The organism is Cytobacillus pseudoceanisediminis (assembly GCF_023516215.1).
Lineage (GTDB): Bacteria > Bacillota > Bacilli > Bacillales > Cytobacillaceae > Cytobacillus > Cytobacillus pseudoceanisediminis.
The window spans coordinates 4,856,603-4,872,750 of the sequence record NZ_CP097349.1 but is presented as its reverse complement, the minus strand read 5'-3'; the positions used below and the strand labels follow the sequence as shown (position 1 = coordinate 4,872,750).

The following is a 16,148-nucleotide window of genomic DNA, read 5'->3' as shown; positions in this document are numbered from 1 at the left end:
TATACCTCAGGTCCCACCCGGTACTCTACCAAAGCCTACAAGCCATTCGACAAAATTCGGGCGGTACCTTTAAACTTTTTTTGAAAGATTCCCAATAGTTTTACTTCTCCTATTTGACTTGAAGTTATATTCAGATAATTTTACAATAGGACATGTTCACAAAAAAATCATATTTTAATAGGTTTGTTCACAGCAATTGAAAGCGTTAACATCTGGGAGGCGATGAAATTTATGCTTGAGGCGCTTAATAAAATTAACGGGGTGCTCTGGGGCACACCAAGTTTGATTTTGCTTTTTGGTACTGGTGTTCTTTTAACATTCATGCTGAAAGGCCTTCAATTCAGAAGGCTGATATATGCGTTTAAATTAGGGTTTACCAAAGAAGGTCAGGCTGGATCTAATGATGAGGGCGATGTCAGTAACTTTAAGGCGCTTATGACAGCTCTCGCAGCAACAATTGGCAATGGTAATATCGCCGGTGTTGCCACTGCGATTACACTTGGCGGACCAGGGGCCATCTTCTGGATGTGGATTGTTGGTCTGCTGGGAATGGCAACCAAATATGCTGAGGCATTACTGGCAATGAAATACCGAGTGAAAAACGCAAATGGAGAGTACTCCAGCGGACCGATGTATTATGTAGAACGCGGTCTTGGCAAAAAGTTCAAATGGCTTGCAGTTGCATTTGCAATCTTCGGAGCATTTGCAGCACTTGGAATCGGCAACAGTGTTCAATCGAATACCATTGCAGCTGTTATGGACACTTCATTTGGAATAAATAATTGGATTACAGGCGTTATTCTTGCTGTACTGGCTGCTTTAATCATTTTTGGCGGCATTCAGCGTATAAGTACAGTTGCTGGATTCTTTGTACCCGTCATGGCGGTGCTTTATATTGGCGGTGCTTTAATTATCCTGGCAGTTAATTATGATCAAATCATTCCTGGTTTCCAGACTATCTTCTACTATGCCTTCAATCCGGTTGCAGCGACTGGCGGTTTTGTCGGTGTTGTTGTATCTGAAGCGATCAAGAATGGTGTTTCAAGGGGGATTTTCTCTAATGAAGCCGGTCTTGGTACAGCAGCGCTTATCGCAGGCAACGCAAAGACAGACCACCCTGTAAAACAGGCTCTTGTTGCAATGACTGGTACATTCATTGTTACAATTGTTGTTTGTACGATGACTGGATTAGTGCTTATCATGACTGGTTTCTGGGACACAACTGGCGGATTGATCTCTGGTGTGGCTCATGACGGCAGCCTTGACGGCGGGGCATTAACAAGTGCAGCCTTTGCCCATGTACTTGGAACAGCGGGTGAATATATCGTTGCATTCTCTGTTATATTCTTCGGTTTCTCAACAATCGTCGGCTGGTATGTATACGGCGAAAAATGCTTTGAGTACCTGGTTGGCACAAAAGGAATTATGGGATACCGTGCCATCTACATCTTTGCGACTGGAATCGGTGCGGTTGCCAACTTAACTACCGTTTGGGCTTTCGCTGACATGGCAAATGCATTAATGATGATTCCTAACTTGATTGCATTAATCCTTCTAAGCAAAGTGGTTGTTAAAGATACTAATGAATTCTTTGAAAACCACTATAAAGCGGCTAATAAGCAGCTTAAGAATGCTGGCTGATATATTAAAACAAACACAGGTCCTGGATCTGTGTTTGTTTTTGTTTTAAGCTGTGTTCCTAAAATATCTCCCGCTGGAATCCCAAACATTCATTTTTTTCGTGAATATAGGCAAATATTCGATAGTGATAGAGAAAATCGTCAGTTACTATTCCTTCTCCTTCAAAAGAATAAGCATCTATAAAAGCTTCTATTTTGTCTTCATCCTCTTCATCCCATACCCCGGTCAACCAGACTTTATAGGCAAGTTTGCTGTTTAAAGCGTGATATCCGCTTTCTTCAAAAAGTTCCTCTATTTGCTCCCTTTCCACCTTTTAAGCCTCCCTTCTCGTATGTTATCCATCCTTTTCTGTTTTTAACTTCTTTATGCATTTTGGGACAAGGCAAATATACAATTTTAGCACCACATGGGGTTAACTTGTCTATACTATATCGAAGTCTATTTTATTCAGAAGGATTGATTTTTAAAAAGACTAAGGGAGGGATAACGATGGAATTGAACGAGTTATTTCATTTAGGCAATAAAACAGCAATTGTAACAGGAGGAGGCCGAGGACTCGGCGAGCAAATGGCAAATGCACTTGGGGAAGCAGGAGCAAATGTAGTCATCTGCTCACGCAGCATTGAAGCATGTGAGCATGTCAGAAAAAGCCTTGAAGCAAAGGGAATTAAATCTCTGGCGATTGAATGTGACATAACCAATGACGAAGACATCCAAATCGTCATCAGCAAGACCTTAGAGACATTTGGAAGCATCGATATTCTCATTAATAATAGCGGGACATCCTGGGTTGCGCCATTTCTTGAACTGCCTGCTGATAAATGGGACAAAGTCATGAATGTGAATCTAAAGGGGCTGTTTTTATTTTCACAGGCTGCGGCAAAAGTGATGACGAAGCAGGGCAGCGGCAAAATCATTAATATTTCTTCTGTAAATGGAATGAGGGGTACACATTCCGCATTTCTTGATGCAATTGCCTACAATACAAGTAAAGGAGCTGTTATTGCACTTACAAAGGATTTAGCTGTAAAATTGGCACCTGCCGGCATTCAAGTAAACGCTATTGCTCCAGGATTCTTTCCTACAAGAATAACAAAGGTCCTGGAAAAATCGAGTCCAGTTATTCTTGGAAAAATTCCTGCCGGAAGGTTTGGAAGTGAACATGATTTAAAAGGAGCAGCTGTCTTTTTATCCTCCAAAGCATCTGATTACATGACTGGACAGGTTTTAGTCGTAGATGGAGGAATGACAGCATCCCTCTAAGTCCGTTGATTGGTTGACTTCATAGAAAGGAGAATGTTTATGTCTATTAACCATACTGAAGCCCTATTACAGGCAATAAAAAAGTTAGGGACAAAAGTGGAAAGAGAACTGAATGAATCCATTCAGAACTCTATCAACAAAGAAGAAATATTTAAAAATCTAATCACCCGTTCCGAGGTGACCGCAGCAAGCATGAAAAAACTCCAGGAAGCCATTGAGACACTATCCATCCCTCTTAATTTCCCTACCAAGACTGACGTGGCAAATGCAGCAAAATTAACTGTGCAGGCGGAAGAAAAAATGGACCTGATTGACGAAAAAGTCATAGCTTTGGCTCAATCACTAGAGGAAATAAAAAAGGCACTTGGCAGTCCTGATTTAAAGCAGTCGCTGGATCAGGAATTGCAATCTTCCAGCAGCAGTGAAAGCGCGGGAAAATAAATGGATCAAAATACAGCTTCCAAAAAACTGCATGGATTCTTTAAGACCATTCTCCAGCCCCCGGAGACCCATTCAACTCCAAGGACTGCAGTTTGGAAAAGAAATAAGGCTACTCTCTGGCACTATGCCCCTTCCAGTAAAAAATACAAAATTCCAGTTTTCCTTGTATATTCGCTCGTCAATCAGCCCTTTATTCTAGATCTTTGTCCGCAGAACAGTTTAATTGAGGCTTTGACCAACAGCGGATACGATGTTTACTTGCTGGATTTCGGGATTCCCGGTTATGAGGACAAAGAGATTACGATGGACGATTATATTACTGAATACATCCAGAAGGGGGTAAAAGAGCTTTATATCACGCCAAAGCAGAAGAAATAACCGTTATGGGCTTTTGCCTGGGCGGCACTTTTGCAGCCATTTATGCGGCCATTGCGGATGAGCCGGTCAAAAACTTAGTATTATCTGTCGCACCGGTTGACTTCAGCATCGTCCCTGTCTTTGATAAATGGGCAGAAGAATTGCGGAATGGAGAAGGCAGCCTGGACTCCATTTTTGAAGCATGGGGACTTATACCACCCTTTGCCATCAAATCAGGTATGCGGCTTTTTACTTCACCCATTTATTACTCCCCTTATTTGTCGCTTCTGGCCAGGGCTGACGATGAAGCATACGCCTCCCGGTGGAAACGTTTCAGCCACTGGACCGATGGCCATATTCCATTTGCAGGGGCAGCACTAAAGCAAATCAATTATGACCTTTTGAAAGAAAATAAGCTTGTGAATGGGACCTTAACCGTCGGTGAAAGGAAGGCGGTGCTAAGCAATATCAAAGCCAATTTACTCGCTGTTGCTTCGGATCTTGACCGCCTTGTACCAAAAGAACAGATTTTTCCGGTCATGAACCTGACCTCAAGTACTGACAAAACTTTCCATCTGCTTCAAGGGGGCATGCCAATCTGACTTCAGAGGGAAAAGTTCCTGACTATCTGGACAAATGGCTGGCATCGCGCTCGGGACAAATATAATATTCAATTTCCCCTGTCTCTGCAGGGGATTCACTTTTAAAGGAGGTATCTTAATGATTTTATGGAATTATCCAAGTTATATTATAAGCGACCACACTATCAGTGCCTATATGGGTTTTGCTTCATATGTGTTTAAAGATTTATTCTATGTATAGCTTTTAAAAACCATGCAATTGCTGCATGGTTTTATTAATTTTAATATCTTTACTAAATTGTGTTTTTAAGTTCTGGGTTGCAAATAATAAAAAATGAACAAAAGGCAGAAGTCCTCTCCATAAAGAGCGCATGAGAGAGAAATCTGCCCAATGACAAGAACAGAAGGAGACTAATAATGGACATGAAGATTTTTAAGGCAATCAACCGAATGTCCGGACGTATTGCTTTCATGGACTTTTTAATGATTCTTATATCAAATAGGGCAAGGTATTTATTTTTATTCGTACTGGTATGCATGTGGCTGGCAAAAGGTTCCTCCAAAACAGCCGCAAAAAAGCTGCTGCAGCTTCCCTGATCGCTATCCTGGTTAACAAGATCATTAAAATTTGTTATTTTAAGCCCCGCCCCTTCATAAAAAACAAGGTTGGCATATTGATCCCAGCCAAAAGAGATTCCAGTTTTCCAAGCAAACATACAGTGGTGTCGTTTGCTGCTTCTATCGTCATTTTTTACGGCAATCGATTTATAGGTCGTATTTTGCTGTGGGTTTCAGCTCTTACAGGTTTCGCGCGTATCTGGGCTGGCCACCATTACCCTTCCGATGTAATAGGCGGTGCCCTTATTGGCGGAACAATAGGCTGGATGACAGAAAAATGTTTACATTTGAATTTGAAAGAAGGAAATCAGGATGATAAAAAAATGTAAAATCCTCACTTTCTTTGCCGAATGAAAACTTGTTTTGTCAGCTGGGAAGGACTTCCCGTTATCCGGATAGAATCCATTGTGAAAACGGGAGGGGATTCAGAATGAATACAAGTGCTGCAGCCAAGTTGTTAGGAGTTTCGCCAAGCACTATTCAGCGATGGGTTAAACAACTGGGACTCCGGACGGAACGGAATGAACTAGGCCATTACTTATTTAGCGAAGAAGACATTAACCTGCTAAAGCAGGTGCAGGACCAGCTTAACCAGGGGATTATATTGCAGGACGTTACGGTAAATGGCAAAAAGACCAGAAAAGGTACGGTCCAGGGCGAAACAGCTGAACCAGCCATGGAGAAAATTTATTTGAAGATCAGCGAGCTTGAGCAGCGGCTGAACGGAAAAGCGGATGATGTTGTCTCCTATCAGCTGCTGCAGCACCGCAGCGAAATAGAAGAGCTGCAAAAAGAGAATGCACGCTTGCTTAAACGGATTGAGGTTCTTGAAGCCAGGACAGCTGTAAAAAGCCGAAGCCTCCCCGCTGATACCCTTTTGGTTTTTGATCAGGAGAAGCCCAGAAAAAAATTAAAAAAGAAAAATATTTTTACTATGCTATTTGGATTTTAATGGGCATAAAAGCGTTACGGCATGTAACGCTTTTATGTTGATTAATCATCCCAGCTGAATCGCTGCTCACGGAAGGGATCACCATAGTTGTGATAGCCGTTTTTCTCCCAAAAACCAGGTTTGTCAGTTTCAGAAAACTCGATGCCTCTAATCCACTTTGCACTTTTCCAAAAATAAAGATGCGGAATCACGGCTCTTAGTGGAAATCCATGCTCAGGAGTCAGGAGCTCACCGTTATGAGTATGGGCAAGCAGACTGGTGCTTTTTAAAAAATCTTTAATAGGGAGGTTCGTTGTCCACCCTTCTTCCGCATGGAGAATTACAAATTGGGCGATTTCTTTTACGCCTGCCCGCCTGGCAATTTCCGTGGCGGAGACTCCCTCCCAAACATTATCAAGCTTTGACCAGCCCGTAACACAGTGGATATCATTTTTGTACTGTGTCTGAGGAAGGTTCATTACCTCCTCATGCGAAAAGGATAATTCCTTTTCCACTTCCCCAAATATCTGCAGACTCCATTCCTGCATATCCTTATAGTGCGGAACATTTCCATAGTGCAGTACAGGAAAGGCAGTCGTCACATTTTGATTTGGCGGTACCCGGCTTGAGGTCTGTTTTCTGATTTTCCCGAAATACACTGAAGCCACCTCAGTTCTTTTTCCTTTATCGTACCCTACTTTTCGGACTGATAAAAGCAATGAGAAAACAGCCCCCTTTATGGAAGCTGCTGATTTTATAAGATAATCGCCGCCAGCCATCCAAACAGGATGAGCGGAATGTTGTAGTGAAGAAATGTTGGTACACAAGTATCCCAGATGTGATTGTGCTGTCCATCTGCATTCAAGCCCGCTGTTGGCCCCAATGTACTGTCTGACGCAGGCGAACCGGCATCTCCAAGAGCAGCGGCTGTCCCTACTAGAGCAATAGTTGCCATCGGACTGAAGCCAACCTCTAGTGCAAGAGGCACAAATATGGTTGCAATAATCGGGATGGTTGAAAATGAAGATCCAATTCCCATTGTAACAAGTAAGCCGACAAGGAGCATAAGCAATGCAGCAAGTGATTTATTATCGCCGATGATTCCTGCCGCCTGTTCAACCAGGCTTTCAACATCGCCTGTTTCTTTTAATACATCTGCAAATCCAAATGCAGCCAGCATGACAAATCCAATAAATGCCATCATCTTCATGCCCTCTGTTAAAAGCTGATCTGCCTCGTTCCATTTAATAGCACCGCTGATATAAATAACTAAAATACCTGTCAGCGCCCCAAAGATCATTGAATCCAGCTGCAGCTGTACAATGAGAGCTGCTGCAATCGCAACGAGAGAAAAATAATGCCCTTTTTTGAGTAATTGCCTTTCTCCGTCTCCATTAATACTGATGGACGATAATCCCTTTTTTTACGGTAAACAAATAATGCAATTAAAAGACCAGCTGCCATGCCGGCTACAGGAATAAGCATGGCTTTCGGAATGTCTGCCATCTCTACTGCCAATCCGCTATTCTCCATATTTTCTGCGAGTATCCCGTGGAAAATTTGGCCAAATCCCGCAGGAAGCAAAATATACGGAGCTGTCAAACCAAATGTCAATACAGATGCTATCAGCCGACGGTCCATTTGGAGCTCATTCATAACCTTCAATAAAGGCGGAATTAATATCGGAATAAACGCAATATGAATTGGAATCAGATTCTGAGAAAAAATAGACATTAATAAAATGGAAAATATGATGAGTGCTTTTGATAAGGTTTTCCCTCTGGATTCCCCGTCTTTTCCGACCTTTGCCAGGACCCAGTCCACTAATAGATTCGGAAGTCCGGTTGCGGAAATGGCTAAGGCAAATCCGCCCAATAACGCATAACTTAATGCAACCTCTGCACTGCCGCCGAGCCCATTTGAAAAAACTTCAATGGTTTTATCTATGCTTAAACCGCCTGCCAGCCCGCCTGCCAATGCACCAGCCACAAGGGCAAGAACCACATTGACACGCAGAAGGCTGAGAACAAGCATGATTAAAACTGCAAGTATAACTGCATTCATGATGATACCCTCTTTCTGTACTTATGTCCCATTATACTTTACTATGCTAAATTGGTAGAGAACTAAAACACAATTATTAAACTATCATATTTCCACATTTTGTGTCAATGATTTAAGGCAGATTCAGAAATGGGAGTTTACGCCAAGACGCTGTTTTGGCCGATAAATCGACGGTTTTAGCCCCGTATTTTTGGTAAACCGGCCGGTAAAGTTCATTTTTACAGTGCCAAGTCAATTTAGGCTAAAAAACTGCATAAAAAAACTCCGGATCTCTCCAGAGTCTGTTTCATCGTTATTTTACTTCAAATCTTTCAACAAGCAGTGCTAAAGTACGCACCATAACGCCTGTAGCGCCGTCTGGTCCAAGATCATGGCTTTTTGATGTTGTGGCTGTACCGGCAATATCAAGATGCACCCATGGTGTGTCCTCGGCAAATTCGCCGACAAATCCTCCGCCCATAATGGCATGGCCGGCACGTCCTGGCGAATTGTTAAGATCCGCAACTTTGCTGCTTCTGATTCTTTCTTTATCTTTTTCAAAGAGAGGCAGGCGCCAGATTGGTTCGCCAGCTTCATAGGATGCTTCCAGCACCTGCTCAAACCACTCTTCATTATTGGTTAATGCACCTGTTGTTTCTTCCCCCAGTGCAACAATGACACCGCCAGTCAGAGTGGCAACATCCACCAGGTAGTCCGCTCCATGATGCTTTGCATATGTTACCGCATCAGCAAGAGCCAGACGCCCTTCTGCATCCGTGTTAAGAACTTCAATGGTTTTCCCGCTCATGGATGTGATGACATCATCCGGCTTAAACGCTGTTCCGCTCACCATATTATCTGTAGAAGGAATAACAGCGACAACATTTTGTTCAGGCTTCAGTTCGCCGATGACTTCCATTGCGCCAAGCACAGCCGCCGCTCCGCCCATATCGGTTTTCATACCGACAATGCCGTCCTTTGGTTTAATGGAATAGCCTCCTGTATCAAAGGTAATTCCTTTGCCCACCAGGCCGATGACATCCTTCCATTCTTCCTTGCCCTGATATTTAATGACAATCATCTTAGGAGGCTCTGCTGATCCCTGATTTACTGCCAATAGAGCACCCATGCCAAGCTTAAGCATATCCTCTTTTTCAAGTATTTCCACTTCAAATCCGTATCTCCATGCCAGTTCAGAAGAGTAATTTGCCAGATCAGTGGCGGTCAGCATATTGCCTGGCAGGTTGACTAATGTACGGGCTGAGTTCGTTCCTTTTCCGTGTGCATACCCTACTGTAAGGGAGGCCTTTACATCTTCCTCATCTGCGGCTTCGCAATAAACAGCAATACTTTCAATATCTTTTTCGGGTTCGTTCGATTTCTGTTTGTAATCTTCAAACTTATAGGTGGAAAGCGCAAACGCCTCGCTGGCTGCATGGGCTGCATCAAGCGCATCTACATTTCCTCCGATAAATGTATCAAGGTAAACACCCGCATTTTGAAGCTTGGACGATTTCACTTCCTTAAATGCCCTGCCCAATGCTTCACGTAACCCTTCAAAGCTGAATTCTTTTTCTTTTCCAAGGCCTACTGTAATTAATCGTTTGGCCCCAATTTTTCCAAAAGTATGTATTTTTGCAATGGCTTTTTTCTTGGCAGAAATATCTCCGCTTTTCACCAAATCTGTCAGCTGGCCGTCAAATTGGTCATCTGCACGGGCCAATACACCTTCAAGCCTGGCTGGTTTATCGAAGACACCAACGATCAGGCATTCCTGTTCGGCTGAGAAGTCAAATTCTTTCTTTACTGAAAACATTTCTGGCACCCCCATAGTATCTTTTTCATCTTATTATATCGAAAATACTGAATTATTTCGACTATCTAATTTTATGGCATTTCTATTTTTGCTAATCTTCCAAATACAGGACCAGCTGCGGCAGCTTAGGAAGAGTTTCTATCATTTCAAATGGCAGCCGATCGATATTTTCCGGAAAAATAGTAAGGCATTCTTCAATAAACCCATACACATGCTCAAGATTAATCCCCCAGTGTTTAGGGCGGTAAGACTGCAAGTATTCCTGTGCCGCCTGCATCATCAGCCTTGCTCCTTTTACATTGCCGTATTCATAATGATAAATGCTGACACTCATTTGCAGCAGGCCTTTCAGAAATAAATTGCCTTTGTCCGTCATCCACATTTCCTCAAGAAGATCATGGCATGTGTAATAGTCACCTTCATTGAAACTGACAAAGAATTCGTAGTATTCAAGAGGATAATCTTCCATGAAACCACCCCATATTCAGGACTTCCTATCACTATCATTTTAACAAAAAGAATAGAGACTATCCTATATATACAAATCCTTAAGTATATTCTTTAATTATTGGGTAAAGAAAATAGAGACAGAAAGGAGAATGTTATGGATCCTCTATTATTTGCCGCCTTCTCAGCAGGATATATCCTGCTGTTCTTCTGGGCGCTAAGCACTGTTAAGGATAGCGGCCTCATTAGTGCTGTCTTCCTGCTTCCTGTACTTCTGGGGTTAATTTACGATAACGGAATTCTGGCTGCTGGCCGTTTTATCGGGGAGGGCAGCACTTTAAAATATCTGAATTATGCCCGTTTTTGGATTCACGCTTTTTTCACGCCACTGCTTGTACTCTACTCCTGGAATACTTTAAAACAAGCAGATCTAGAATGGGCCAAAACAGGCACATTTAAATGGATTGCCTATTTGCTTACTGCAGGATTAATTATTCTGGAACTTGCTGCTGAGGTATTCGGACTTAAACTGGAAGCAAGGCGGGAATATGGTGTTCTCAGCTATTCAGGTACAGAGGCACCAGGCGGCCCTCCCGTTATGGTACTGATCGTATCTGCTGTGCTGCTGGCGGCATCTGTTGTTATTTGGCGCAAACAGGGCTGGTTCTGGTTTTTTGCCGGAGCTGTATTGATGATTATCGGAAGCGCCATTGATATTCCAATTGAAAGTGCAGCTGCAGTGAATGCCTTTGAGTGGCTTCTTTTGTTTTCCCTGACAGCAACTTCGTATTTTCAAAAAAAGCATCGTTTAACAAAAACTTAAAATAGATCAGCTTGCAGGAAGGAACAATCTGTTGGAGAATATTAGTTAGTATAGCTTTCGGCAGTTCCTTAAAAAATGCCTATTCGAAGCTGCAGCGGGAGTATCATACACTCAAGAGGTGGTCTCACATGGAGTTATTGACAAATTTTCCCTTATGGTCTGCATTGGCAGCCATCTTCTTTGCCCAATTTGTAAAAGTGCCCATTCAATTTATTGCCACCCGAAAAGTGAATTGGTCCCTTTTGACAAGTACTGGAGGGATGCCCAGCTCACACTCAGCAGCAGTAACTGCCCTTTCAACCGGGGTTGCACTAGAGACCGGAATGGAATCCGCTGTTTTCGCTGTCTCAGCCGTTTTTGCCATTATCACAATGTTTGATGCTACCGGAGTACGGCGTCAGGCTGGTGAACAGGCGATTGTACTAAACCAGCTTGTAGCCGACTTCAATAAATTCGTTGAAGAAGCAAAGACATGGCAGAAGAAAGAAGGCCAAGAAAAACAGAAAGAATTGAAGGAGCTGCTTGGCCATAAGCCGATAGAAGTTCTATTTGGCGGCCTGACTGGAATCCTATTGACTTTAGCTCTTCATTATTTATTTTCGTGAGGGTGTGATTTATTTTGAAAATCCTTTCTTTATGCCCAAGCAACACGGAATTAGTGGAATACTTGGGATTTACTGATATGCTCGCGGGGGTGGACGATTATTCGGATTGGCCGGACCGAATATCCAGGCTGCCCCGGCTGGGCCCTGACTTGTCTATTAATATGGACAAAGTGGAGAAATTAGAGCCTGATCTTGTGCTGGCATCCCTTAGTGTACCCGGCATGGAAAAGAATGTAGCAGAGCTTGAAAAAAGGCAGATTCCCCACATTGTTTTAAATCCTCAAAGCCTGGCAGATATTGAACAGGACCTGATTCTGACTGCAGAGAAAATCGGAAAGCCAGAAAGAGGTATTTTGGCTGCTGAAGAGTTTGCGGCAAAAATTGAGGCACTTAAGCTCATCTCAAGCAGAATTGAAAATAAACCGAGCCTCTATTGGGAATGGTGGCCCAAGCCTGTATTTACACCCGGCAAAGTCAATTGGCTGACGGAAATCAGTGAAATTTCCGGTGGAATGAATTTATTTAGGGATATTGAGCTTGCGAGTGTCCAGACCGATTGGGAAGATGTCCTGAATCGGCAGCCGGATTATATCTGTCTCGCCTGGGTCGGTGTCAGAAGAGAAAAGGTTAATCCGGATATTGTCCTGAAACGTCCAGGCTGGAGTGAAATGGAAGCAGTTAAGCAGAACAGAATTCTGGTTCTGGAAGAAGAACTTTTTTGCAGGCCTTCACCTCGGCTGATTGAAGGAGCCATAAAATTAGCTAAAAAATCCACCCGCAGGCATTTTCTAAGATATAAAAATAAAAAGGCAAATCCGATTATTCCCGCGGATTTGCCTGCATTCCGTATTTATTTTTTCTCAGATTTAATATATTGCTGTCTAAAAACCTGCATGGATTCATTTTCATTCAGTAACATTAATTCTTCTTCAGTCAGGGTACCATCGCCCATTTCAACGATGTAAACATCGAGTGTTTTCTTTCCCCAGTTATTATAAACATCATCTACCGTTTCATAATAGAGATCCAATTTATTCCCCTTAATAGCACCGCCTTTATCGGCTACAACACCATACCCATAACCCGGGACAAACAGGATCGTTCCAATCGGAAAAACATTTAAATCTGCTGCAACTGTAGAGTATAAATCTCTTTTAACTTTAACTCCTGAGTATGTAATTCCAAAGGACGGGTGATCCGGATTTTTGCCTGTCGACTCGTAAAATGCCGTATATCCAGTAGCTATTACTTGTTTTTTCTGATACTGCGACCAGTCAATCGATTCTTCCAGTGTCGGCGGCTGCTCAATTGCTACAGCTTCACTCGCAGAAATCTTAGGTTCCAGACTCACTGCCTGCTTCAAAAACTTAAATGCTACGCCAACCGATTTTAATGTATGGTCAAACTTTGAATTTCCATCTTCGCCAGCTTGTTCAGCATCACTTTGATGCAGCTGAACAATTGATCGGGCTTCCACTCCGGAAATCGAATGGAATGTTGTCAATAACGCGCCTATAAATAAGGCTGACATTACCGAACGTTTCATCCATATTTTTAATTTGCTCATCTATTACACTCCTCCCAAAGTTATTCATTTCCCATCTTCGAGAGAAATATTCATAACTTATGGGAGCGGAAGCCTCCGGGCATCCGTTTTTAGACAGGGCTAAAGCCAGTAATAGCATAGGGTTGGGCGATTTGATCACACTAATCAAAAAAATAAAAAATCCCTGCCGTCAGCAGAGATTTCACATCAAATTTAAAACATCCGATATCCTTTTTTACGGAGCAGCCTAATGGTAATTCCGGCAACGATGGCGCCTGCCATTCCGCTGCTTAATATGAGGATGTCAGCCAGAGCGAGGCTGGACAACTCAACGCCAAGACTGGAAAACGATTCTCCCGGGTCCTGAAAATACTCAATAAAACGAACTTTATCGATGATAAAGATAGCGATAATTGGATAAATAATGGCCATGATCCAGGACATTCTTAACAGCATATTTAATATAAAACCTATCCCAAAAAACAGCACAAAAAATAGAAGCATTGAAATAGGCAAAACGAAAATCGTCATTTGCATGAACTTATTTCCTCCCTTAGCACATCAATATTTAGTGTACTTTAATGTAGATTAGGGAGTCAACAAGAAAAGTGGGCGGGCCAGCACACCCGCTATTTAGAAAACTGGAAGCGCCTTGCCCATCCCCGAAACCTCGAGGGGGTAGTCTACTTTTGTTAGACAGTTATCTAACTTCAGAAATTATACATTCTTATCCTTTGAAAAGAAAAACTTCGCATTCCGCGAAGTTTTTGGTTTATTCCTTTTTCTTTCCTGTACCACCGCAGCAGCTGCAGGTTTCAGATCCACCTAACAATAATTGGAAATACCCTTTCCCTGAACAATACATACACTCTTTATTTTCATAATTCTTAGCTGTCATTTCATTCATCTCCTTATTTCGTAACTGAATTTTCTGATAATATACCAAGGATATGAAGAAATGAAAAGCACCATATTTCATGAAAAACTACCGTTGGAAACGCATACAAGCATAGTTTGCTTCATATTTCTCGTTCTATCTTAAAATTTCAGAAAATTATAAAAATAGTTTATATGCAGTGTATCCAAAAGTATCTCCGGGATTAATGCCGTTAATTAAAGGTTTTATGGAGGAATCAGAAGGATCTAATATGTATTTTAAAAGAACTGATGCATCCGGGTCTTCAGCAAGCTCTTTCGGATCGCGATACTGCACATCAAAAAGTTCACTTTCCTGAACTTTTAATGATTGTCCAGGCTCAGCTTCCAGCAAAAACATAACCATATTATCACTGACCTCCCCTTTGAGAACACCTGTACGCAATCCAAGCAAGCCTTTCACTGAACATTTAATTCCTGTCTCTTCTTCAACTTCACGAACTGCAGCTTCATCAGCTGTTTCGCCCGGCTCGACAAATCCGGCAGGCAGAGACCATTTGCCTTTAAGGCCTCCGTATTTCTTTTTAACGACAAGCCAATAACCTTCAGGTGAAATAACGAGCCCTGAAACCGCCAGCCAGACCTTTCCCCGTTTATGTTCCACTCCCATCCGATAACCTCCTTTTTAACTAATTCTATCACGAAAATTTGTCCATTAAAAAAGGGACAGACTAAATAGTCCATCCCATTACTATATATGATAGCCGATTTATTAAAGAACGTTGAATTTACCTTTTTTCAATACAAGTGAAGGCCCGCCAACCATGTAAAGAGCACGGTTATCGATCATCTTCTTCATGAATGAAGCTTTTGTACCAACCATTTTCTTGCCGAATGCAACACCGATGGCATCGTGTTCACCAAGAGAACATACAGTACCTTTAATATCTGGAGTAAATGTTTCAAGTTCAGTTTTATTGCGGATTAAAGCAGTAATGTTTCTTGCACACACTTCACCCTGCTGCATAGCGATTTGCGCAGTAGGAGGGTATGGACGGTTAATTTCTTCATTGATGATTAATGAGCAGTCTCCGATGATAAATAAATTATCATGGCCAGGAGCACGCAAATCAGGCTGTACTTTTACACGTCCGCGCATTGCTTCAATACCGGAATTCTCAATAATAGAATTTCCGCGTACACCTGCAGCCCAGACAACAGTTGCAGCTTTGATTTCTTCTACTTCATCTTCGCCCTTGCCAACAATGATGCCTTCAGGAGTAGCTTCCTTAATAGCTGTTCCAATCATGAATTGTACGCCTTTTTCTCCAAGTGAGAAACAGCGTAATTAACAAGCTCAGGATCGAAGCCAGGAAGAACCATTGGCGCTGCTTCTACGCAAATGATTTTCACTTTGTGGTAGTCCACATCGTACTCTTTGCAAAGCTCAGGAACACGGTTTGCCAATTCTCCAAGGAATTCAATGCCGGTAAAGCCTGCTCCGCCGACAACAATTGTCAGGCGCTCGTCTTTTTTCTCAGCGTCTGTATTGTAAGTAGCAAATTGATATTCAATATGCTCGCGGATCTGACGCGCAGCATTTACATTGACAATAGAAAATGCATGTTCCTTAAGTCCTTTAATACCGAATGTTTCCGGCTCAGCTCCTAGGGAAACAACTAGATAATCATAGTCAATTTCGCCACTTTCCAAAATGACTTTCTTTTCTTCTGTTTTAATTTCCAGAGCAGTTCCCTGAACGAATTCAACTTTGTTGCGGTCAATAACATCTTTTATATCATAGCGTACACGATCGTGATGAAGTGTTCCGGCTGATGCTTCATGCAGCCATGTTGTTTCATAATGGTAGTCATTCTTGTTCACTAAAACGATTTCTGCTTCGTTTGTTCCTACAGATTTCTGCAAACGGGTTGCAACCATCAAACCGCCGTAGCCTGCACCGAGGATAACAATCTTTGGCTTTCTCAAGTGTATCACTTCCACCTTTTTTAAGTATTTTCTAATGTTTTCTTATCTTCCACTGCTTTATATTTTTTATAGCAAAAAACATAAAAAAACTTTGTGATGTTATTCACGAACTAGTTTAAAAAACTCAACAAAATTGTCATAAAATATTAACATTATTCCTCCATTACATCT

18 protein-coding genes and 3 pseudogenes are annotated in these 16,148 nt (G+C 42.1%); 11 read left to right on the top strand and 10 right to left on the bottom strand.

The features are described 5' to 3' along the window. Positions 1-231: 231 nt before the first annotated feature. Positions 232-1,641 (top strand): alanine/glycine:cation symporter family protein, encoded by a 1,410-nt coding sequence (locus tag M5V91_RS26025; protein ID WP_009331668.1) that lies wholly within the window; start codon positions 232-234, stop codon positions 1,639-1,641. 58 nt (positions 1,642-1,699) lie between these two features. On the opposite strand, the gene M5V91_RS26020 is transcribed toward M5V91_RS26025, so the two are convergent. Beyond that, positions 1,700-1,951 carry a hypothetical protein gene (locus M5V91_RS26020; RefSeq protein WP_009331669.1) on the bottom strand — a complete coding sequence of 84 codons (252 nt, stop codon included), beginning with the start codon at positions 1,949-1,951 and terminating at the stop codon, positions 1,700-1,702. A 179-nt stretch (positions 1,952-2,130) separates the two neighbouring features. Between M5V91_RS26020 and M5V91_RS26015 the strand changes: the two genes are divergently transcribed. The 7 genes from M5V91_RS26015 (at position 2,131) to M5V91_RS25985 (ending at position 5,853) form a co-directional block, all read left to right on the top strand. Continuing rightward, complete coding sequence (locus M5V91_RS26015) at positions 2,131-2,904, top strand: SDR family oxidoreductase (RefSeq protein WP_009331670.1); 774 nt, start codon at positions 2,131-2,133, stop codon at positions 2,902-2,904. Between the two features lie 39 nt (positions 2,905-2,943). After that, positions 2,944-3,345, top strand: coding sequence for a hypothetical protein (locus M5V91_RS26010; RefSeq protein ID WP_019380042.1), 402 nt, complete (start codon positions 2,944-2,946; stop codon positions 3,343-3,345). Further along, positions 3,346-3,723, top strand: coding sequence for a hypothetical protein (locus M5V91_RS26005; RefSeq protein ID WP_284521592.1), 378 nt, complete (start codon positions 3,346-3,348; stop codon positions 3,721-3,723). Between the two features lie 5 nt (positions 3,724-3,728). Next, positions 3,729-4,304: an alpha/beta fold hydrolase gene (locus tag M5V91_RS26000; RefSeq protein ID WP_284521591.1), complete on the top strand. Its 576-nt coding sequence runs from the start codon at positions 3,729-3,731 to the stop codon at positions 4,302-4,304. A gap of 396 nt (positions 4,305-4,700) precedes the next feature. Then, positions 4,701-4,880, top strand: a complete 180-nt coding sequence (locus M5V91_RS25995; protein WP_284522320.1) for a hypothetical protein — start codon at positions 4,701-4,703, stop codon at positions 4,878-4,880. Beyond that, complete coding sequence (locus M5V91_RS25990) at positions 4,817-5,230, top strand: phosphatase PAP2 family protein (protein WP_284521590.1); 414 nt, start codon at positions 4,817-4,819, stop codon at positions 5,228-5,230. The genes M5V91_RS25995 and M5V91_RS25990 overlap by 64 nt, the downstream gene beginning before the upstream one ends. Before the next feature lie 101 nt (positions 5,231-5,331). Beyond that, positions 5,332-5,853, top strand: coding sequence for a MerR family transcriptional regulator (locus M5V91_RS25985; protein ID WP_019380038.1), 522 nt, complete (start codon positions 5,332-5,334; stop codon positions 5,851-5,853). A 41-nt stretch (positions 5,854-5,894) separates the two neighbouring features. Here M5V91_RS25985 and M5V91_RS25980 read toward each other — a convergent pair whose 3' ends face one another. The 4 genes and pseudogenes from M5V91_RS25980 to M5V91_RS25965 all read right to left on the bottom strand — a co-directional run bounded on the left by M5V91_RS25980 (position 5,895) and on the right by M5V91_RS25965 (position 10,160). Further along, on the bottom strand, positions 5,895-6,491 hold the full coding sequence (locus M5V91_RS25980) for a sulfite oxidase-like oxidoreductase (protein ID WP_026041571.1): 597 nt from the start codon (positions 6,489-6,491) through the stop codon (positions 5,895-5,897). A 95-nt stretch (positions 6,492-6,586) separates the two neighbouring features. Next, positions 6,587-7,896: pseudogene (locus tag M5V91_RS25975) on the bottom strand (Na+/H+ antiporter family protein). A gap of 292 nt (positions 7,897-8,188) precedes the next feature. Then, a complete protein-coding gene (locus M5V91_RS25970; protein WP_009331677.1) occupies positions 8,189-9,691 on the bottom strand; it encodes a leucyl aminopeptidase in 1,503 nt (500 codons plus the stop codon). 91 nt (positions 9,692-9,782) lie between these two features. Beyond that, positions 9,783-10,160: a DUF309 domain-containing protein gene (locus M5V91_RS25965; RefSeq protein ID WP_009331678.1), complete on the bottom strand. Its 378-nt coding sequence runs from the start codon at positions 10,158-10,160 to the stop codon at positions 9,783-9,785. Between the two features lie 135 nt (positions 10,161-10,295). On the opposite strand from M5V91_RS25965, the gene M5V91_RS25960 reads away from it, so the two are divergent. From M5V91_RS25960 to M5V91_RS25950, 3 genes and pseudogenes are all read left to right on the top strand, one after another. Further along, positions 10,296-10,961 (top strand): hypothetical protein, encoded by a 666-nt coding sequence (locus M5V91_RS25960; protein WP_071156688.1) that lies wholly within the window; start codon positions 10,296-10,298, stop codon positions 10,959-10,961. A 128-nt stretch (positions 10,962-11,089) separates the two neighbouring features. Next, the gene (locus M5V91_RS25955) at positions 11,090-11,566 is read left to right on the top strand and encodes a divergent PAP2 family protein (RefSeq protein WP_251175029.1); all 477 of its coding nucleotides are present in this window, start codon (positions 11,090-11,092) and stop codon (positions 11,564-11,566) included. A gap of 14 nt (positions 11,567-11,580) precedes the next feature. Beyond that, a pseudogene (locus M5V91_RS25950) lies at positions 11,581-12,365 on the top strand (cobalamin-binding protein). A 51-nt stretch (positions 12,366-12,416) separates the two neighbouring features. On the opposite strand, the gene spsC reads toward M5V91_RS25950, so the two are convergent. The 5 genes and pseudogenes from spsC to M5V91_RS25925 form a co-directional block, all read right to left on the bottom strand. Beyond that, positions 12,417-13,133 (bottom strand): stationary phase survival protein SpsC, encoded by a 717-nt coding sequence (gene spsC, locus M5V91_RS25945; RefSeq protein WP_009331682.1) that lies wholly within the window; start codon positions 13,131-13,133, stop codon positions 12,417-12,419. A gap of 192 nt (positions 13,134-13,325) precedes the next feature. Further along, the gene (locus M5V91_RS25940; protein WP_009331683.1) at positions 13,326-13,649 is read right to left on the bottom strand and encodes a YuiB family protein; all 324 of its coding nucleotides are present in this window, start codon (positions 13,647-13,649) and stop codon (positions 13,326-13,328) included. Between the two features lie 235 nt (positions 13,650-13,884). Beyond that, positions 13,885-14,010 (bottom strand): YuiA family protein, encoded by a 126-nt coding sequence (locus M5V91_RS25935; RefSeq protein WP_019380032.1) that lies wholly within the window; start codon positions 14,008-14,010, stop codon positions 13,885-13,887. Positions 14,011-14,166: 156 nt separating this feature from the next. Next, the gene (locus tag M5V91_RS25930) at positions 14,167-14,658 is read right to left on the bottom strand and encodes an NUDIX domain-containing protein (protein WP_071156686.1); all 492 of its coding nucleotides are present in this window, start codon (positions 14,656-14,658) and stop codon (positions 14,167-14,169) included. 102 nt (positions 14,659-14,760) lie between these two features. Beyond that, positions 14,761-15,986 (bottom strand): annotated as a pseudogene (locus M5V91_RS25925) (NAD(P)/FAD-dependent oxidoreductase). Positions 15,987-16,148: the final 162 nt, after the last annotated feature.